General features: G+C 66.1%; 14 protein-coding genes. 9 read left to right on the forward strand and 5 right to left on the reverse strand.

Annotation, left to right across the window (positions count from 1 at the left end; genetic code table 11):
* Positions 1-60 precede the first annotated feature (60 nt).
* Entirely contained in the window at positions 61-636 is a 576-nt protein-coding gene (locus tag ACFULV_RS06385; RefSeq protein ID WP_062990541.1) for a TerD family protein, read from the reverse strand.
* Positions 637-923: 287 nt separating this feature from the next.
* Between ACFULV_RS06385 and ACFULV_RS06390 the strand changes: the two genes are divergently transcribed.
* From ACFULV_RS06390 to ACFULV_RS06405, 4 genes are read left to right on the forward strand one after another with little or no spacing between them, the layout of a single operon-like run.
* Complete coding sequence (locus ACFULV_RS06390) at positions 924-2042, forward strand: hypothetical protein (RefSeq protein WP_378653720.1); 1119 nt, start codon at positions 924-926, stop codon at positions 2040-2042.
* Between the two features lie 33 nt (positions 2043-2075).
* Positions 2076-3287, forward strand: a complete 1212-nt coding sequence (locus tag ACFULV_RS06395) for an HpcH/HpaI aldolase/citrate lyase family protein (RefSeq protein WP_378653723.1) — start codon at positions 2076-2078, stop codon at positions 3285-3287.
* Complete coding sequence (locus tag ACFULV_RS06400) at positions 3284-5992, forward strand: phosphoribosyltransferase (RefSeq protein WP_378653726.1); 2709 nt, start codon at positions 3284-3286, stop codon at positions 5990-5992. The genes ACFULV_RS06395 and ACFULV_RS06400 overlap by 4 nt, the downstream gene beginning before the upstream one ends.
* A 38-nt stretch (positions 5993-6030) precedes the next feature.
* Positions 6031-6825 (forward strand): HAD family hydrolase, encoded by a 795-nt coding sequence (locus ACFULV_RS06405; RefSeq protein ID WP_378654009.1) that lies wholly within the window; start codon positions 6031-6033, stop codon positions 6823-6825.
* Between the two features lie 46 nt (positions 6826-6871).
* On the opposite strand, the gene ACFULV_RS06410 is transcribed toward ACFULV_RS06405, so the two are convergent.
* From ACFULV_RS06410 to ACFULV_RS06420, 3 genes are read right to left on the reverse strand one after another with little or no spacing between them, the layout of a single operon-like run.
* Positions 6872-7636 carry an AIM24 family protein gene (locus ACFULV_RS06410; protein WP_062990545.1) on the reverse strand — a complete coding sequence of 255 codons (765 nt, stop codon included), beginning with the start codon at positions 7634-7636 and terminating at the stop codon, positions 6872-6874.
* Between the two features lie 4 nt (positions 7637-7640).
* Positions 7641-8342 carry an AIM24 family protein gene (locus tag ACFULV_RS06415; RefSeq protein ID WP_378634877.1) on the reverse strand — a complete coding sequence of 234 codons (702 nt, stop codon included), beginning with the start codon at positions 8340-8342 and terminating at the stop codon, positions 7641-7643.
* A gap of 9 nt (positions 8343-8351) precedes the next feature.
* Entirely contained in the window at positions 8352-8975 is a 624-nt protein-coding gene (locus tag ACFULV_RS06420; protein ID WP_358066918.1) for an AIM24 family protein, read from the reverse strand.
* Positions 8976-9159: 184 nt separating this feature from the next.
* On the opposite strand from ACFULV_RS06420, the gene ACFULV_RS06425 reads away from it, so the two are divergent.
* The 4 genes from ACFULV_RS06425 to ACFULV_RS06440 all read left to right on the forward strand — a co-directional run bounded on the left by ACFULV_RS06425 (position 9160) and on the right by ACFULV_RS06440 (position 15823).
* Positions 9160-10515 (forward strand): TerD family protein, encoded by a 1356-nt coding sequence (locus ACFULV_RS06425; protein WP_378653730.1) that lies wholly within the window; start codon positions 9160-9162, stop codon positions 10513-10515.
* Between the two features lie 27 nt (positions 10516-10542).
* Positions 10543-12096 (forward strand): TerD family protein, encoded by a 1554-nt coding sequence (locus ACFULV_RS06430; protein ID WP_378653733.1) that lies wholly within the window; start codon positions 10543-10545, stop codon positions 12094-12096.
* Between the two features lie 1223 nt (positions 12097-13319).
* The gene (locus tag ACFULV_RS06435; RefSeq protein WP_378653736.1) at positions 13320-15179 is read left to right on the forward strand and encodes a polymorphic toxin type 15 domain-containing protein; all 1860 of its coding nucleotides are present in this window, start codon (positions 13320-13322) and stop codon (positions 15177-15179) included.
* On the forward strand, positions 15176-15823 hold the full coding sequence (locus ACFULV_RS06440; protein ID WP_378653739.1) for a GAD-like domain-containing protein: 648 nt from the start codon (positions 15176-15178) through the stop codon (positions 15821-15823). The genes ACFULV_RS06435 and ACFULV_RS06440 overlap by 4 nt, the downstream gene beginning before the upstream one ends.
* A 14-nt stretch (positions 15824-15837) precedes the next feature.
* Here the strand turns inward: ACFULV_RS06440 and ACFULV_RS06445 are convergent, their stop codons facing one another.
* The gene (locus ACFULV_RS06445; protein ID WP_378653742.1) at positions 15838-16578 is read right to left on the reverse strand and encodes a multiprotein-bridging factor 1 family protein; all 741 of its coding nucleotides are present in this window, start codon (positions 16576-16578) and stop codon (positions 15838-15840) included.
* A 442-nt stretch (positions 16579-17020) separates the two neighbouring features.
* Here ACFULV_RS06445 and ACFULV_RS06450 point away from each other — a divergent pair, with 442 nt between their 5' ends.
* Entirely contained in the window at positions 17021-17158 is a 138-nt protein-coding gene (locus ACFULV_RS06450) for a hypothetical protein (protein WP_378653744.1), read from the forward strand.
* The last annotated feature ends 6 nt before the right edge of the window (positions 17159-17164 follow it).

Consider the following 17164-nt stretch of genomic DNA (forward strand, 5'->3'; position numbering starts at 1 on the left):
CCTTTCTGTTTCGCACGAACAGGGGGCCCGATGTGCCGAGCCCCCTGTTCGCGAGGATGACTAGACGTTGACGCCGTAGTCGCGAGCGATACCGGACAGGCCGGAGGCGTAGCCCTGACCGACAGCGCGGAACTTCCATTCTGCACCGTTGCGGTACAGCTCGCCGAAGACCATGGCGGTCTCGGTCGAGGCGTCTTCGGACAGGTCGTAGCGGGCGAGCTCGGTGCCGTTGGCCTTGTTGACCACGCGGATGTAGGCGTTGCGTACCTGACCGAACGACTGCGAGCGAGTCTCGGCATCGTAGATCGATACCGGGAAGAAGATGCTCTCGATGGTCGGCGGGGTGTTGGCGAGGTCGACGTCGATGACCTCGTCGTCGCCTTCGCCCTCACCCGTGGTGTTGTCGCCCTTGTGCTCGATGGCGCCCTCGGGGGACTTCAGGTTGTTGAAGAAGACGAAGTGCTTGTCGGAGACGACCTTCTTGTCGGCGCCGGTCGCGATGGCGCTCGCGTCGAGGTCGAAGTCGGTGCCGGTGGTAGTGCGCACGTCCCAGCCGAGGCCGACCGAGACGGCGGTCAAGCCCGGAGCCTCTTTGCTCAGCGAAACGTTGCCGCCCTTGGACAGACTGACACCCATGCGGGAATCCCTTCGATTAGTCCGGTGTGTCGTTTCCCAGCATGTCCGAATCGCCGGGTACCGCTACGACAGTAATAGGTTTCGTGGATCTTGCGTAGGAACCGTCTGCAGCCCAGGTTAACGGGGTGAATCTCCTACCATCGACGGCAGTGAGTGGGCGAACCGCGGCCGTGGTTCGGAAAGGGGATGTGCCGGTGACACCTCGCAGACGCGGATGGTTCAGATCGGGGGCGGATCATGAGTGGATCAGCGGGGCGCGGGCCGCGGCATCGACCGCCTTTCTGGATATGGATCGCAGGCAGACGGCGGCGGAGGCGGGCGTGGTGGCCAGTGAGCAGGTCTTCCCCGACCGCCGGATCGGCGCGGTCTGGGAGCCGGTGCGCGCGCGGTGCTACGCCGCGGCGGGCGCGTATCTGAGTTTCACCGAGGAACTCGACGCCGCCGAGGCCGCGGGCACCCCGATCGCGGACGGTCAGGCCAGGGCGGACGCGTTGGTCCGGCAGCTGAACGAGGCCGCGCGGGGGGTCGACGACTTCTACAACGCGCACCGCGCCGGCCTCGCCGAAGCCGCGACCGTGCGCGCGTCGGTGCCGCAGTTGCTGACACACGTGCGGGCCGAGGCCGAACAGGTGCTGGCCGCCGTCGCGTCGTCCGGATTCACGAATTACCCCTCGATCTCCGCGGGTGTAAGGAGGCTGAATGAGGCTCTGCTCACAGCCTCTTCCAGCGATCCCGGCACCTCGGTCGCGGCCGCGCGCGAGGCGGCGAACACCGTGCAACAGGCGACGGCGGAACTGTCGAATGCGTTGGCGCAAGCCCCTTCTCGTGCCTCGGCTGCCGCGAACGCGATCGCGTCGGTGACTACCCGCCTCGCTGCCGTCGGCAACCGCGCCGGCGCGCTCGGACCGGCCTATTCCGCGCTGCTGCGTGAGTTCAGTGCTGCGAGTTCGGCGGACTTGACCAACAATGAGCGGGAAAGCCGTCGTGGCATGGACGCCGCCGACGAAGCGCTGGTCGGCGCGCGCGTCGCGGCAGCCGATCGTGATCCGGAGACCGCCCTTGATTTGACCGCCACCGCACGCGAGTACCTCGCCGAGGCCGAGCAGTTGGTCGACGCCGTCACCCGGCGCCTCGAATTGTTACGTGAGGTACGTACCGACCCCGAGGCTCAGGCCCGCACCGTACGATTCCGGCTGCGGGACGCGCAGATGCTCGCGGTCGACCGAGGACTGGTCGCCGAGTGGGGCTCGGTTCTCGATGCACAAGCAGAGCGCCTCGATCGCATCACCGCTGGACTGACGGGTCGTCATCCAGACTATTGGGCGTATGTGACCGAACTGGGTACCGTCGCAGAGTTCATCGCGGGTGTGGTCGAGCGCATCAGAAAACACGCTTCCGAAAAGTAGAAATGACATGGGTCGACAGATGAGGTGGGGGGAATGACCGCGGGCTACGCCATCGCACCGGAAGTTTGCTTGCGTAAGCAGGTACCGCTGCGCCATTTCCAGCAGTTGCAGGGTCCCCGCCGCCGGGAGTTGTTCCTGGTCGAACCGGAGCCGATTCAGGGCCACGACGACCGGGAGCTGCTGGCGACCGCGCTCGGCGCGACCCTGTATGTGCCCGCGACCCGCCCCGATCTCGCCGCGACGATTCGCCGACGGGCCGCGCGCGGGGTGTGCTCGATGGTGATCGACCTCGAGGACGCGGTCGCCGATCACCAGGTGGAGGCCGCCAAACAGCACGCGGTGGACACCCTGGATCTGCTCGCACGCGGCGAAGACGCGAACCCGATGCTGTTCATCCGGGTCCGCGACGCGGACTCGGTCGGCGAACTGGTCGCCGCGCTCGGACCGGGCGCCGACGTGCTCACCGGATTCGTCTTCCCCAAGTTCGACGCCGTCAGCGGGCCCGCTTACCTGGCCGCGCTCGACGACGCCAACCGCAGCCTCGGCCGTCCGGTCTACGCGATGCCGGTGCTCGAATCGTCGAACCTGGTGCACCGCCAGACCCGGGACGAGCAGCTCTCGCGCATCGCCGATCTGCTCGCCGGACACCGTGAGCAGCTGCTGGCGGTGCGGATCGGCGCCACCGACATGTGCTCGACCTTCGGCATCCGCCGCGACCGTGACCTCACGATCTACGACGTGCGGGTGGTCGCCGACGTGATCGCCGACATCGTCAACTACCTCGGGCGCGTCGACGGCACCGGCTTCATCATCACCGGACCGGTGTGGGAGTACTTCGCCGATCACGAGCGGATGTTCCGGCCGCAGCTGCGCAGCGCGCCGTTCGAGGAATCCGACGCGGTGAAGTTCCGCCAGTACCTGGTGAGCCGCGACCTCGACGGCCTGCTGCGCGAGATCACCCTCGACCGCGCCAACGGCATCCAGGGCAAAACGGTGATCCACCCCTCGCACGTGGCCGTGGTGCACGCGCTGTCGGTGGTGACCCACGAGGAGTACGCCGACGCGCTCGACATCATGGCGGCCGATGTCGGTGGCGTCGCGGCCTCGGAATACCGCAACAAGATGAACGAGATGCGCCCGCACCGCAGTTGGGCCCGCCAGACGCTGGTTCGGGCCCGTGCGTTCGGGGTCGCGAACAAGGGAGTGTCTTTCGTGGACTTGCTGACAGCGATGATCGCCGAATGAGTGCGTTCGAAACACCATGGGCGACAGTGAATCTCGGCATAGAGCTGCACCACGGCGAGTCCTTCGCCGCGCGCTCGGCCGAGGACGACGTGCCGGGTGAGGTGCTCGCGGCGAGGTCGGCCGAGGGCGTGGCCGGTGAGAGCGTCGATGTCGCCGCGACCTCGGCCGAGAGGTTCGTGGCGTTGTCCGCCGAGAGCGTGCAGACGGGCGAGCTCGCGATCGGTGCGCTGGTGCAGCCGGGTCTGCGCCGCAATCCGCGGCGGGCCCATCTGCTGGTTTCCACGGTGCTGGGCAAGCACCTGCCGACCGATCCGCGCATCGTGATCGGTGCGGGTAACCGCTTGGCCGATCTGGTGCGCGAGGTGCTGGGTGATCGTGAAGCCGTGGTGCTCGGATTCGCCGAAACCGCTACCGGTCTCGGTCACTGCGTGGCCGCGCGGATCGACGCGGGCTGCTACCTGCACTCCACCCGCAGGCACGAGTCACGGGCCACCACACTGACCGGCTTCGAAGAGGGTCATTCGCACGCCACCTCGCACCTGCTCCAGCCCGCCCCCGCAGCGATCTTCGCCAACGATCTGCCGCTGGTGCTCGTCGACGACGAGATCTCCACCGGCGACACCGCCATCGACGCGGTCCGCGCACTGCACGCGTTCGCTCCCCGCTCGCATTACGTCCTCGCCTCACTGGTCGACATGCGCACACCTGCTGATCGGATCAAATTCGAAGCCGCCGCAGCCGAACTCGGTGCGCGCATCGACACGGTCTGCCTGGCATCCGGTCGCACCGAGCTACCGGCCGGGCTGATCGACACGGTGACCGCACTGCCCGAACCGCGGCTGAATCCGATCGCCACCGAGCGGGGTTCGTACGGACGCATCGAATTGACCTGGCCCGCCGACGTTCCCGAGGGCGGTCGGCACGGCACCCTTCGCTCGGACAACGCCGCCTTCGACGTCGCGGTGAAATCCATCGCCGACGAGGTGAACTCCCGCCTCGACGCCGAGTTCGCCGGCCGTCCGGTCATCGTCATCGGCCACGAAGAACTCATGTACCTCCCCTTGCGCCTGGCCGCCGACCTGGCCGACGCAGGCATCCCCGCCCGCTTCCAAACCACCACCCGTTCACCGGCATACGTCCTCGACGAACCCGGCTACCCCCTGCGCCGCGGCTTCCGGTTCACCGCCCCGGAACCCGACCCCACCGCCCAGCGCTACCTCTACAACGCCCAGTGGCCCGACGCGGACCCGGTCGTGCTGGTCGTCATCGATCCGCCCGCCGATACGCCGGAACTCGTCGCCCCTGGCGGCCTGGTCGACGTCCTCACCGCGTCGGGCGCCGATGTCCTGATCGCAGTCGTGCCAGGTGCGGATCCTCGTGCGCTGCACGCGGGCCGGACCGCTGAGCGATTGGCCGGGACTGCGTCACTGTCGGTGTCGTACAACGATTCCGCCACCAGCGCGAACGCGCCGAGTCGCAAGGAATCGACCGTGGCGACCGATTCCGCGGACCGTGCGGGCCGCGCGGAACACGGTGGCGGCTCGAGCTCTGCCGCGGCCCCGAAGAAGCCGGGTGCGGGGCCGTTCCCCGAAGCCCTGCACGGCCCCGCGTTCGGTTCGTATGCGCCCGAGGATGTTTCGTGGCTGCTGAAAGATCTCTCGGACGCCGATCTGGAAGCCGATGTGACGGAACGCGAACGGCGCATCCAAGCCGGTGTGGCCCATTACGCCGAGTCGTTGCCCGTGGAGTTCCAGCCCGACGCCGAATATCGCGAGCTCTTCGATCGCGTGCTGGCCGACAGCGCCGAGCGACTGGCGCTGGCCGTCGCGACCGTGGCCGAACTCGTTGTCGCCGAACGTGGTGCGAACGTGGTCCTGGTGTCGCTGGCCAGGGCGGGCACGCCCATCGGCGTGCTCATGCGGCGTTGGCTCGTCAGCGGGATCGGCCGCGAGCCGTTGACCGTGCCGCATTACGCGGTCTCGATCGTTCGTGATCGCGGTATCGACGCCGTGGCGCTGGACTACCTCGCCCGCCATCACGATCCGTCCTCGATCGTCTTCGTCGACGGCTGGACCGGCAAGGGCGCCATCACCCACGAACTCACCGCCGCCCTGGACGACTATCACGCCGCCGGTGGCGCCCGCTTCAACGACGAGCTCGTGGTCCTGGCCGATCCCGCCAACTGTGTGCGCACCTACGGCACCCGCGACGACTTCCTCATCGCCTCGGCCTGCCTCAATTCGACGGTGTCCGGCCTGGTTTCACGGACGGTCCTCAACGACAGCCTGATCGGCCCCGGCGAGTTCCACGGTGCCAAGTTCTACCGCGATCTGATCGACGCCGATGTCTCGAATCAGCTGATCGACACCGTCACAGCGGCTTTCGACGCGATCAGCGACAAGGTTCCGGCCGCCGTCGCCGCGATCCGGGATTCCGACCGCACTCCGGACTGGTCCGGTTGGGCCTCGGTGGAGAAGGTTCGCGCCGAATACGGCATCAGCACAGTCAATTACGTGAAGCCAGGCGTCGGCGAGACCACTCGTGTGCTGTTGCGCCGGGTACCGTGGCGGGTGCTGGTCCGCGAGGCAGACGCACCGGAGCACGCCCACATCCGCCTGCTCGCCGCGGCGCGCAATGTCCCGGTGGAAGTGGTCCCCGACCTGGCCTACTCCTGCATGGGCCTGATCAAGGAGCTACCCCGGTGACCGCCGAGTCCCTCTTCGCGACCGATCTGGATCGCACGATGATCTTCTCCCGCAACGGCTTCGGTGGCGCCGAAGCCGCTGCGAAGGAATGTGTCGAGTACTACGAGGGTGAACCGCTCTCCTACATGACCAGCACCGCGATCGCGGCCTTGCGCGAGCTCGCCGCCATCGCCCCGGTGATCCCCACGACCACCCGCACGATCGAACAGTTCCAGCGCATCACCCTGCCGGGCGCCCCCTGGCGCTACGCGATCACCAGCAACGGCGGCAACATCCTCGTCGACGGCATCCCGGACCCGGCCTGGCGCGTCGCCATCGATGACCAGGTCAACGCCTCCGGCGCTACCCTCGCTGATGTGGGGGCCGAATTACGTTCCCGCATAGACGATTCCTGGGTCACCAAGTACCGCGAGGCCGACGAGCTGTTCTGCTACCTGGTGGTCCGCCCCGACGAGGTCCCCGCCGGTTTCCTCGCCGAATGGGACACCTGGTGCCGCGCCAACGGCTGGTCGGCGTCCCAGCAGGGCCGCAAGATCTACACGATGCCCGACGCCGTCTGCAAGAGTCTCGCCGTCGCCGAGGTCCGTCGCAGGCTGACGGAATCCGGCGAATTATCCGACGGGGCGACGCTGTTCACCGCGGGCGACGGCGCGCTGGACGCCGAGATGCTCACGGTGGCCGACGCCGCGATCCGCCCCCGCCACGGCGAACTGGAAGAACTGAACTTCACCGCCCCCAACCTCACGATCACCACCTCGTCGGGAATCCTGGCGGGCGAGGAAATCCTCGAATGGTTCCACGCGGCGGCAGAGCGCACCACGGTGCCGGCATAGGCAGCCGAAAACCCGGGCGCCGCAACGGCACCCGGGCTCGACGTGCTCAGTAGTGCTGCTGCTGACCGGCCAGCTGCTGGGCGATCACACCTTGAATGCGCTGGAGCCCACCCACCGTGACGCCGCTCTGGAGCTGACCCTCGATGGTGCGGACCAGGGCGTTGTCGCTCATGATCTTCTCGGTCGACTGGATCAGCACCGTGCCCGCGCCGGTGAAGTCGAACTGCCGTTCCTCGCCGGAGTTGGCGCCCATCCTGGCCGCGCCCGCCGCGAGGAAACTGCCGATCCAGCCCTGGTCGTAGTGGTGACTGGGCGACGGGCAATCAGCCCACCCCACCAGGGACTCGGGGTCGACGCGCAGCGGCGGTTCGGCGAACATCACCGGCCCGTTCGACGACGCGAGGAACTTGCCGGTGCCGATCAGCGTGAGGAACCCGGGCACGATCGACTGCTTGAGCGCCAGTCCGGGCTCGAAGGCCAGCAGGTTCGCACCACGGATGGTGAGGTTGCCTTCTTCGAGGTCATAGGAATTGATGTCGTAACCGCGGTCGCCGATGATCAGCTTGCCGTGACCCTGCGCCACCACGTAGTCGCCCGCGAACAGCGGCGCGGAGAACTGGCTGCTCACCATGTGCATCAGGCCGCCCTGCAGCCCGTGCGTGAGCATCTGGAACTCGATCTGCCCGTAGTAGGCGATCATCGCGCCCTTGCGCATGAACCAGGGTCCGGTCAGGTCGATGCAGTAGGCGTAGCTGTTGCCCGGAATGTTGTCGCTGGCACCGAGATTCATCGGCGAGAGGATTTCGCTCATCGGTTCACAACTTCTCTTCGGAGGCCTGCACGTACACCACACCCTGTCCGTGGCAATGCAGTTGCATCGCCTCGCCCGCGCCGCGACCCACCGCGTCGCGCCAGCTCATCGCCGACTTCAGCTCGGTCTGCACGTTGCCGTACGCGGCGACGAACGCCTGCGGGTCGACGACGATCGGATTCGGTCCGCCCACTTGCAGTTCCAGGAAGCCGCCGTGCGCGAGCAGCACCGCCGAACCCTGTCCGCTGAGCTGGGTGGTGAACATGCCCTGCCCGGTCGCGACGCCCGCCGCGGCACCGCGCAGCGCGCCCATCAGACCGCCGCCGCCACCACCGCTACCGCCCGAACTGGCGACCGACACCACGGAAGCCTGCAAACCGGCCGACTGCGCGAGCAGGCGTGAAGCCTCGGCCCGCAACACCGCGCCCGGCTGCATCTGCACCACGTGCACCTCGAGCCCGGCGAATCCGTAATGGACCTCACCGTTGCCCTGCGCCAGCATGGTCCGCTCGTGCTCACCGGCCATCATCTGCCCGGCCATCCGCATCAGACCGCCGCCGCCCATGCCCTGACCGGCGCCGGGAATCTGATGCGGCGCGAACGCGACCTGACCCGTGTAGAACAGCATCGCGCCGGACCGGGCGACGACGCCGCCCGCCTGGCCGACGTTGACTTTGACGACCTTGCTGTTGACCTTCTCGAACATCGCCCGCCCCTACCGTTCCGCCGGCTGGATCAGCACGACACCCTGGCCGTCGAACCGCAGCGAGAACGCCTCGCCCGCATCCTGTCCGACCATCGACCGCCAGGAAACGTCGGTGATGAACGACTGGTTGAGATTGCCGCGCGAGGCGACGAACGCGTCGGGATCCACGATCAGCGGATACTGCGGCGACACCTCGAGGTGGATCAGCGGCCCACCGGCCGACAGCAGCGCCACCTGGCCCTGCCCGCTGACCGTGGTGGTGAACAGCCCGCTGCCCGCCGACATCCCGCCGACCCCGGCGAACCGCACATCGGTGCGCAGATTGCCCGCGAAGGCCAGCAGCTGCTGCGACTCGACCTGGAGCGTCTCGTTGTTCAGGTTCACCACGGTGACGTTCTGGCCGTTTACCGCCAGGAACACGCGCCCGTTGCCGTTGCACTCCATCAGTGACAGTTTCTCGCCGGTGGCGCGGCGTTTGAGGCCGTTGAGTACACCCTCGCCGCCGCCGAATCCGGCCGATTTGAACTGGACATTGCCTTCGTAGGCCACCATCGAGCCGGAGATCGCGCGGATACTCGTCCCCGCGAGCTGCGCCTCGATCACCTTCTTCGACTGTTCGAACAATTGCGCCATGACAGGTGTGTGCCCGTCCCCTCTGCGAAGGCGGTTCTACCGCCCGTTCCGACTGCGACGTCACCCTAACCGATCAGGGGAAAGTACGCCCGGGCCACAGAGCACGGACGCGTGCGGCCGGTTTCTCGTAGAGTGACAAGCACTGCCGTGGAACACCCACTAAACGACAAGCGAAGGGTCTAACTTGTCTGCAACACTCGCCAAGGGCCAGAACGGCCCGCTGGCCGTCAGTGACGTGGTGATCTCGCTCCAGGTCACCGCACCGGCCGACCTCTCCGCGCTGCTCGTGACCGAGCAGGGCAAGGTCCGCACCGACGCTGATTTCGTCTTCTACAACCAGCCGAGTGGGCCGGGTGTCGATCTGCGCCCCGGACCGGCGGGTCAGCCTGCCTCACTTGCTGTTTCGCTGTCCGCGGTGCCCGCCGACATCGATCAGATCCGCGCGGTGATCACCCTCGACGACGCGACCAGCAATTTCGGCCGCTTCGCGCCGCCCACCGCGCTGGTCTCCGATGCTTCGGGAAACCAGCTGTTCAGCTACCAGATCGACGGCCTGAACGCCGAGTCGATCGTGATCGCGCTCGAGCTGTACCGCCGTCAGGGCAGCTGGAAGGTGCGCGCGGTCGGCCAGGGTTACGCCGGTGGTTTCGCCGCGCTGGTCACCGATCACGGTGTGCAGGTGGATGATTCACCCGCGCAGGCCGCCCCGCAGCAGGCCGCGCCCCCGCCGCCTCCGCCGCAGCAGGCCCCGCCCGCCTACCCGGCGCAGTCCGCGCCCAACTACCCGCAGCAGGCCGCACCCGCCTACGCCCCGCCCGGCGGTGGCTACCCGCCGCCCCCCGGCCCGGCCCAGCAGCCGCCCGGTGGCGGCTACCCGCCGCCGCCCGGACAGGGTTACCCGCCGCCCGCGCAGGGCGTGCCGCAGCAGCCCGCGGGCGAGATCAGTTTGAGCAAGGATCGCCCGGTCAGCCTGCAGAAGGGCCAGCGGGTCACGCTGCGCAAGGAGGGCGGCGCTGCGCTGACCTTCGTCAAGATGGGCCTCGGCTGGGACCCGGTGCGCACGCGTGGGATGTTCGGCAACCGCACCGTCGACATCGACCTCGACGCCTCGGTCTGCTTGTTCGCCGACCAGAACCTCGTCGACGTGGCCTACTACGGTCAGCTGTCGTCGAAGGACGGTTCGGTGCGCCACCAGGGTGACAACCTCACCGGTGAGGGCGACGGCGACGACGAGATGATCCTCGTCGACCTCACCAGGATCCCGGCGCACATCACCACGCTGCTGTTCATCGTCACCTCGTACAAGGGCCACTCCTTCGAGCAGGTGCAGAACGCGTTCAGCCGCCTCATCGACGGCACCACCAACGGCGAGCTGGCGCGCTACACCCTCGCGGGCGGCATGCCGTTCACCGCGATGGCGATGGCGAAGGTGTACCGCGCGGGCGGCGACTGGAAGATGCAGGCGCTCGGCGAGGGCTTCAACGCCAAGCACCCCGGTGAGGCCGTGCCGCAGTTGGGCCGATTCCTCGGCGGCAACTGAATCAAGCGACAGAGCAGGGCAGACACCGTGATTCACCTGAAAGCGGGGCAGAACACTGCTCTGACCGCTGATTCCGTGCGCTTCACCGCGCAGACCACCGGCACCGTCGAACTCGGTGCGCTGGTGGTCGGCGAGGATCTGCGGGTGCGCGACGTGCACGATCACGTGTGCGCGTCGCGGCCCGCGGCACCCGGGGTGAGCTTCGCCGGAGCGGCGATGGATCTGACGCTGTCGCAGCTCAGGTCCGATGCGCACGCGGTGCTGCTGTTCGTCGCGGGCAGGCAGACGCTCGGTGCGGTGACCGCATCGCTGTTCGAAAACGGCAGTCCCGCCGCTGAATTCGTCATCGCTCCGACAGCGGGCGAGAGCGCGCTGATCTGCCTCGAGGTGTACCGCCGCGGCGGTGGCTGGAAGTTGCGGGCGCTCGGTCAGGGTTACGCGGGCGGCTCGACACAGTTGCTCACCGCGCACGGCGTGACCGCGCCGGAGCCCGCACCCGCCCAGGCTTGGCAACCGCAACCACTCGCGCCGCCGAGCGCTCCCACCGAGACGGTCGCGAGACCCGTTCCCGCGTCGGGTATTCCACTCGAAGTCGACCACGGCCTGCAACGCATGTGGATGATCTTCGAAGACGCCGCCCGCTCGGCCGCCGCGCTGGTCTCGGCCCGCGACTACGCGACCAAACGCCTGGATCAGGAACTCTCCGAAGCGGTGTCGAACCCGGCGACCCGCAATACTCCCGCCGCCGACGCGGCCCGCGCGCAAGCACAACGTCGGCACGACGACCTGGTAGCACTCGCCGACGCCGACCACCGTCGCGACAGCGACCAACTCGGCCACGAGATCGCCGAGGCCGACGCCGCCATGCCCGCGGCTCTGGCCTCATGGCTCGCTCCCGCATGGACCGCCCGCGCCGCCCGCGCCGACGGCATCCGGCTCGGCGAGCTCTACGCACTCGATCGCGGCGGCCTACGCGTGCCGTATTGCGTTCCGGTGCCGCTGAATCGGCCGCTGTGGGTCGACACCGAATCCACCGCTGCGGCCTCGCGCGTGGTCGGCGCCCTGGTGGCCCGCCTAGTGGCCGCGATTCCCGACAAGCCGATCAAGGTCGACCTGATCGACCTCACCGGCGGCCTGCGCACCCTCGCCGCCCCCCTCGCGCCACTGTTGGCAGGCCCGGTCATCGCCGACCACGGCGACATCTCCGCCCGCCTCGCCGAACTCGCGCACGCGGCCGAACTCGCCGACATCGCGTACAACAGCGGACAAGCCGTACCCCCCACCGAACACCGCATCCTCGTCGCCGCCGACTTCCCTCACGGCTACCAGGGCAGCGACGTAGTGCGCCTGGGCCAACTGATGGTGCGCGGCGACCTGATCGGCCTGTCCCTGGTCATCGTCGGCAGTGGCAGCGGCGAATTCGGCGACGGCCCAGTAGATCTCCTCGCCCAGTCGTGCAGGCACCTCCCCACATTGCCTGGCACGCCCCTGTTCGACCCCTGGACCGGAAACGCCTGGGAACTCGACCTCGACATGCTCCCCGCCGAACCCGAACTCCAGGCCCGCTACCTACGGATGTAGAAGTGGTGTCAGTCCGCGCGGACACGGCAGCGAGTCACGTGAACGACAGGGCTTACGCCGCAAGGAGATTCAGGCGAATTGGCACCGATTTTCGGTAGCTATTCATGCCGTGAGCAGGGCTTATCGGTCTGCCATTGACGGATGTCATGCCCTGATCGATAATTGATCGGTCGGGCCGTGCTGTGGCCAATTCGCCTTTACCCCAATTGTTCTCGAAGTTGATCGGGTACCCGTCTGCCGTCGGTCGCGGACATTCGGCTCCTGGCGCAAGCGGTTCGGCCCCGCAGAGACCGTCCCTGGATCGGCATTCGACATGATGCCGTCGGCGTAGCCGGTCCTGTTCATCCCGTGTGGCGTCGGATTGACCACGCCCCACCGGACTATCGCAAGTATTCCCATCACGTTCTAAGCCCCGGCTGATCAGTCGGGGCTTTTTCGTGCCTGCATTCAGGAGTTCCCGTGCCCATAACGGACTGCCTCGCCCTTTGCCTCCATCCTCGGGCCACCGCTCAACGGCTCAGTCGATACCGCTGTCCCGCTGGGACGGTGCGATGACGACTCCGCCGGACTGGGTAGCCCGAGGCATCGCATGGCGCAACTCGTTGACGCCGGCGAGGGCCGCTGGTCCCGCCGAAAGTGACACGAAGCCAAGCGTATTCAACATCTCCGTGTCGTCACCGGCTGATGCAGCTCGGCAGTTGAATCGGATCTGGAACAGCCGAAAACTACTCGACGATGCACAGCGATCGCCTGCGCAAGCCGACGCCATCGACGCTCCGTTCGACCTACCCATACGAAGGGAGACGGATGCGGAGTCGGACCCGAATGCGAAGGCAAATCTCTCCGAGAAGAGGGAGGAGCGCCCCACTGGAACCGAAGCTCCGTCGCCGACTGTGCCATCGGCCCCGGCGACCGTCCCCCAGCCTCCGTCGCCAACTTCGCCTCCTGCCACCAGTACCCCGACGATCACTCCCTCCACTCCGACGACGTCGCCCCTTCAAGAGCTGGGGATCCTCCCTGGCGGAACGAATCCCGTTGCAGTCCCTAACTATCCGGAGATCGATCCGAAATCATCGGTTCCTTTGGTGGTTGCCACGGTGCTTCCAGAAGGAAGTTCGATTCAGCAGACGTCGAGCTCTGCCAACTGAATTCGCATCACCGAGACGACCGCGAACGTCCCTGGTCTGGCTCCGATAACCACGACGAAGATCACCGATGACTCTGTGCTCGAGGCAGTCGTCGAATGCGCGGTGCCCGTTCCCCTGGCCGAACCAGGGAGTGTCCCTCGGGCTATCACAAATCCGGAGACGATATTCCGAACTGGCTCGGGCTATTCGCAGCAGCAGCTCGAGGAGGACCTGAGGGTCTTCGATGCCGGGCGCGTCATCTGGGCAGGCCCAGGTCGTCCAGCTGACTACGAAGTGGCGCAAGCGCGGCTGACGGCAGCGATGTACACGCCTGGGGAACAGTTCAACGATCTGGTCTGGGCTCAGCACGTGCCGCGCAACCAGGCGGAGGTCGAGGAACGGTTCGCCGCAGTGCGGCGACTGAACCAAGCCGGAATCCCGTGGCTGGATCCCACGATCACGGCGTGGGTTGCCGACCAACAAAATATTCCGGTCGCCGAGAGCCCCTACAGCACGGTCGACAACACGCGCCCGTCGATGTACAGCCCCGCTGAGCTGCGTCAGCAAGCGCTCGAGGCAAGCCGCACCGCGCTCACCGCCAATGATCTGAAACAAGGAATCAATGACCTTCTCGTAGCGTCGACAGTCGGACCGGCGATCGTTCTCTGGGACGCAGCCCACGACCGTGGCGATCACAGTGGTGCGGAAATTGCTTGGGCTGCAGCAGAACTCGGTGTCAATACAGCATCGATTCTTCCCGGTCTCGGCACACTTACCGGTGCAGCGGCCAAGGCGGGCCTCCGCAGAGTCGCACCGAAAATGTGGGAGGCCATGTCGTCGGCCGACAATGCTGTCGATGCGGCCCGCATCGGTCGCGCCGCACAGGAGCGCGAACTCGCGGAGACCGTCGGCAACTACCGCCAGCGATCAGTCGCAGGGTCGGAACCCCCGAGAACGACCAGCCCTTCACCGGCCGCTGGAGTGGACAACCCCGTTGCGATCGCCCCTCGAACGCCAGACACGCCCCCGACCCGTCCTATGCCCCTTGAGGACCGGACCACCCGACTGCCCGTTCGCGACGGTAACGATGTGCCGGCGAGCAGTTTCCGACCAGACCCCGAAGTTCCGCCCTACTCACCCTTCTCCCCTTATCTGAATCCAGGCCGTTTCGACAGCCTCAAAGCGGCCGCAATCCGCTTCTCCGACCGGGTTTGGGCTTTCGGGCATCGCCTGAACCAACTCGACCTGAGCCCTGCCCCGGTCGTTGCTACCAACGGCCAGGCGACCTTCGCGACATCGGTCTCTTCCGTGTCGTCGCGGCTTCCCTCATCACCCCTGCGGCCGAATCTGATCCCCCGTCGAGCGTCGCCGCCTACGCCGCTGTACGACAGTGCCGGACAACTCCGTCCCAGAGCATCCGGGCCACCGCTGAGACTAGACTTCCACTATGGGGTGAGCCCCGGCGTGAGGGCCAAGCCGCTGGAAATGGTCGACCAGTTGACGGGACAGATTGACGGATTGAACAACCTGACCGCCGCGGAAGTGGTGCATAATCTCAACACAGTGCAGCGTGCTGGCAACGCGCAGAAGAATGCACGAAAACAGTACAAGTCTGCGGCTACCCTTCAGGAATTGGCCAAGGCCAGGCGGCTGGAAGCGCTGAATCCTGATGCTCTGAACGGTTTGAGTCCGGCTGCTTACGCGAAAAAGGTGGTCGATGATCGAATGAAAGGGATGGCCGCACTGCACGAGCCGGATATCATAGCCGGCGGTGCTGATGTAATCCGTCTTGATTCGAACGGCCTGCCAAGGCTCGGTGATATTAGTGTGAACTCATCGCTCGGAAGTCAATGGCGGGGTGTGAAGCATGACGCGATACGTGCGTATGCAGAAGACCTGGTGGCAGCCGGTAAAGGGAATGAATTGGTGAATGTCGAATGGAGGCTCAACCCTTGACAAGTATTGGTCTAGAACAAGCCATTTCAAGTCTTGGCAAACCATATATGACCGTAGCTGCTGAAAGCGATCTGATCGATCGATATGCGGGGCGAGTCCCCGGTATGTTGATTGACATATGGCGAACAGCAGGCTTCTCCGGGTATGCGGATGGACTGCTATGGCTCTGCAATCCGGAGGATTGGCAGCCCGCTGTCGATGAATGGATACATGGCCTAGAATTGCCATTTCATGATGATTGGATTCCGTTTACCCGAACGGCTTTTGGCAAGATGACGATGTGGGGGGCCAGGACCGGAAGGAGTTTGACTATTGACTCGCAAAACGGTCTTGTAATCCCAATTGATCAAACTGAAAGCATGGCCGATGAGCTGGATATTAATCTACAGATTTTGGTAGCCATCGACACTGACACGGAACTACTGGGCCTCTGGGACGAGGATGGTGAGGACGATAAGCCGATGTTTCGGCGCGTACGCAAACGGTTGGGCGGACTTGATGCGTCCACGATGTACGGGTGCGTTCCGGCGGTCGGCTTGGGTGGTTCCTTCACGCCCCGTGGAATGGGGATCGTGAACGCGGTTGATCACGTGCGGTTCCTGAGTACAGTGACGCAGCGTCAGGTGATGAACTGGAGGTTCTGAGTCGAGCAAAGGGTCTATGCCGGTGGCCGCTGGTAGGCCTCGATAGTGGCCTTGCTGGTACTCGGGTTCTGTAACACCAATTCCCAAGGGCCCGAGTTGATCTCGAAGTCTTTGCCGAACCCGAGCCACTTACCGGTCAGCCGGTTGCCGGTCGGATCGGCGAGTAGCTGAAGAGCGCCGTGGTAGCGCGCGCCGCGGTAGTAGCCCTCCACCGCGGTGCGCTCAGCCCAGGTGCCGGTGGCTACGTTGGCATCGAGGGTGAGGTCGAGCTCGATCGTCGAGGGCGATGAACCGGGCAAGCTCCGGACGGTCATGTGGCTCCCGTGCTGCAGCAGGACGGCGTAATGCGCGACGGTGAACGACGAGTCTCGCCCGCTCGAGTAGTACTCGTAACGCGACAACCACACTCCGGAGAAGTCGCCGACTGTCCGGGCTGGTGCCGACTCGGTGGGACTCGCCGGTATCGTGCTGATCGGTGACTCGACCTCGTGGCTGCGGTCGAGTGCCCCGCTGATGTCGTGCCCGGCGCGAACGGTACCGAAGCCGAGGGTTTCGATGGGAAGTCCCATGACCCGCTCTAGCGCTCGAGCATGGCTCGGTCGCGGCTGGGTGGTCTCGCCGGATTCCCACCGCTGGACGAGGCGCTTGGTCGCGCTGGTGCACCCGACTTCGCGCAAGGCGCGGGCTAAATCGTCTTGACTCATGATCCGGGCCGTACGCGCGGCGCGGAGTGCCGTATTCGGAGTGGTCCGCATACGTGTAACGGTAACCCGAATGACTCCGAAATGTCGCCCCCAATAGGTGTCGATCGACGCCCCCACTGTCGTCGCGCATACACATCGAAGAGCGGCAATGTAGGCGTTGCTCCCCGGTGTCGAACGCCGTGAGACTTCGGCACCGGGTGGAGCATCCAACCCGAACAGGAGGGCGAATGATGCGGGCGCAGAGGGCAATGAGACCGCAGATGTCGGTGTGGGATATCGCCGCACGGTTGGCGCAGGAGGCAGAGCAGCATTGTCGGCCGTCGCCGGTGCTCGATCACAACGCACCCCGTCAACTGCTCACCGACGAACAGGCGCACACGATAATGCAGACGCACCGCGAGTGTGAGCGCTGGTTGTGCCCGCGCAAGGCGGAGGCGTGGAACACGCTCGTCGATACAGGACGGATAGTCCCGCGGCCTGAGAACGGATCGATATGACCGGTGAGCAGGCTTCGCGAGAGATGGCAGAGCTAAACGCCGATGTCGAAGCGGTGCTCGCGGCCGTCGAACCTGGAATGGCGACCGATCAGGGTGCGATGATGCTGCCCGAAGTGGTGCGAAACGAGACATAGCCCGTG

It is taken from the genome of Nocardia sp. NPDC057272, assembly GCF_042668615.1.
Classification (GTDB): domain Bacteria; phylum Actinomycetota; class Actinomycetes; order Mycobacteriales; family Mycobacteriaceae; genus Nocardia.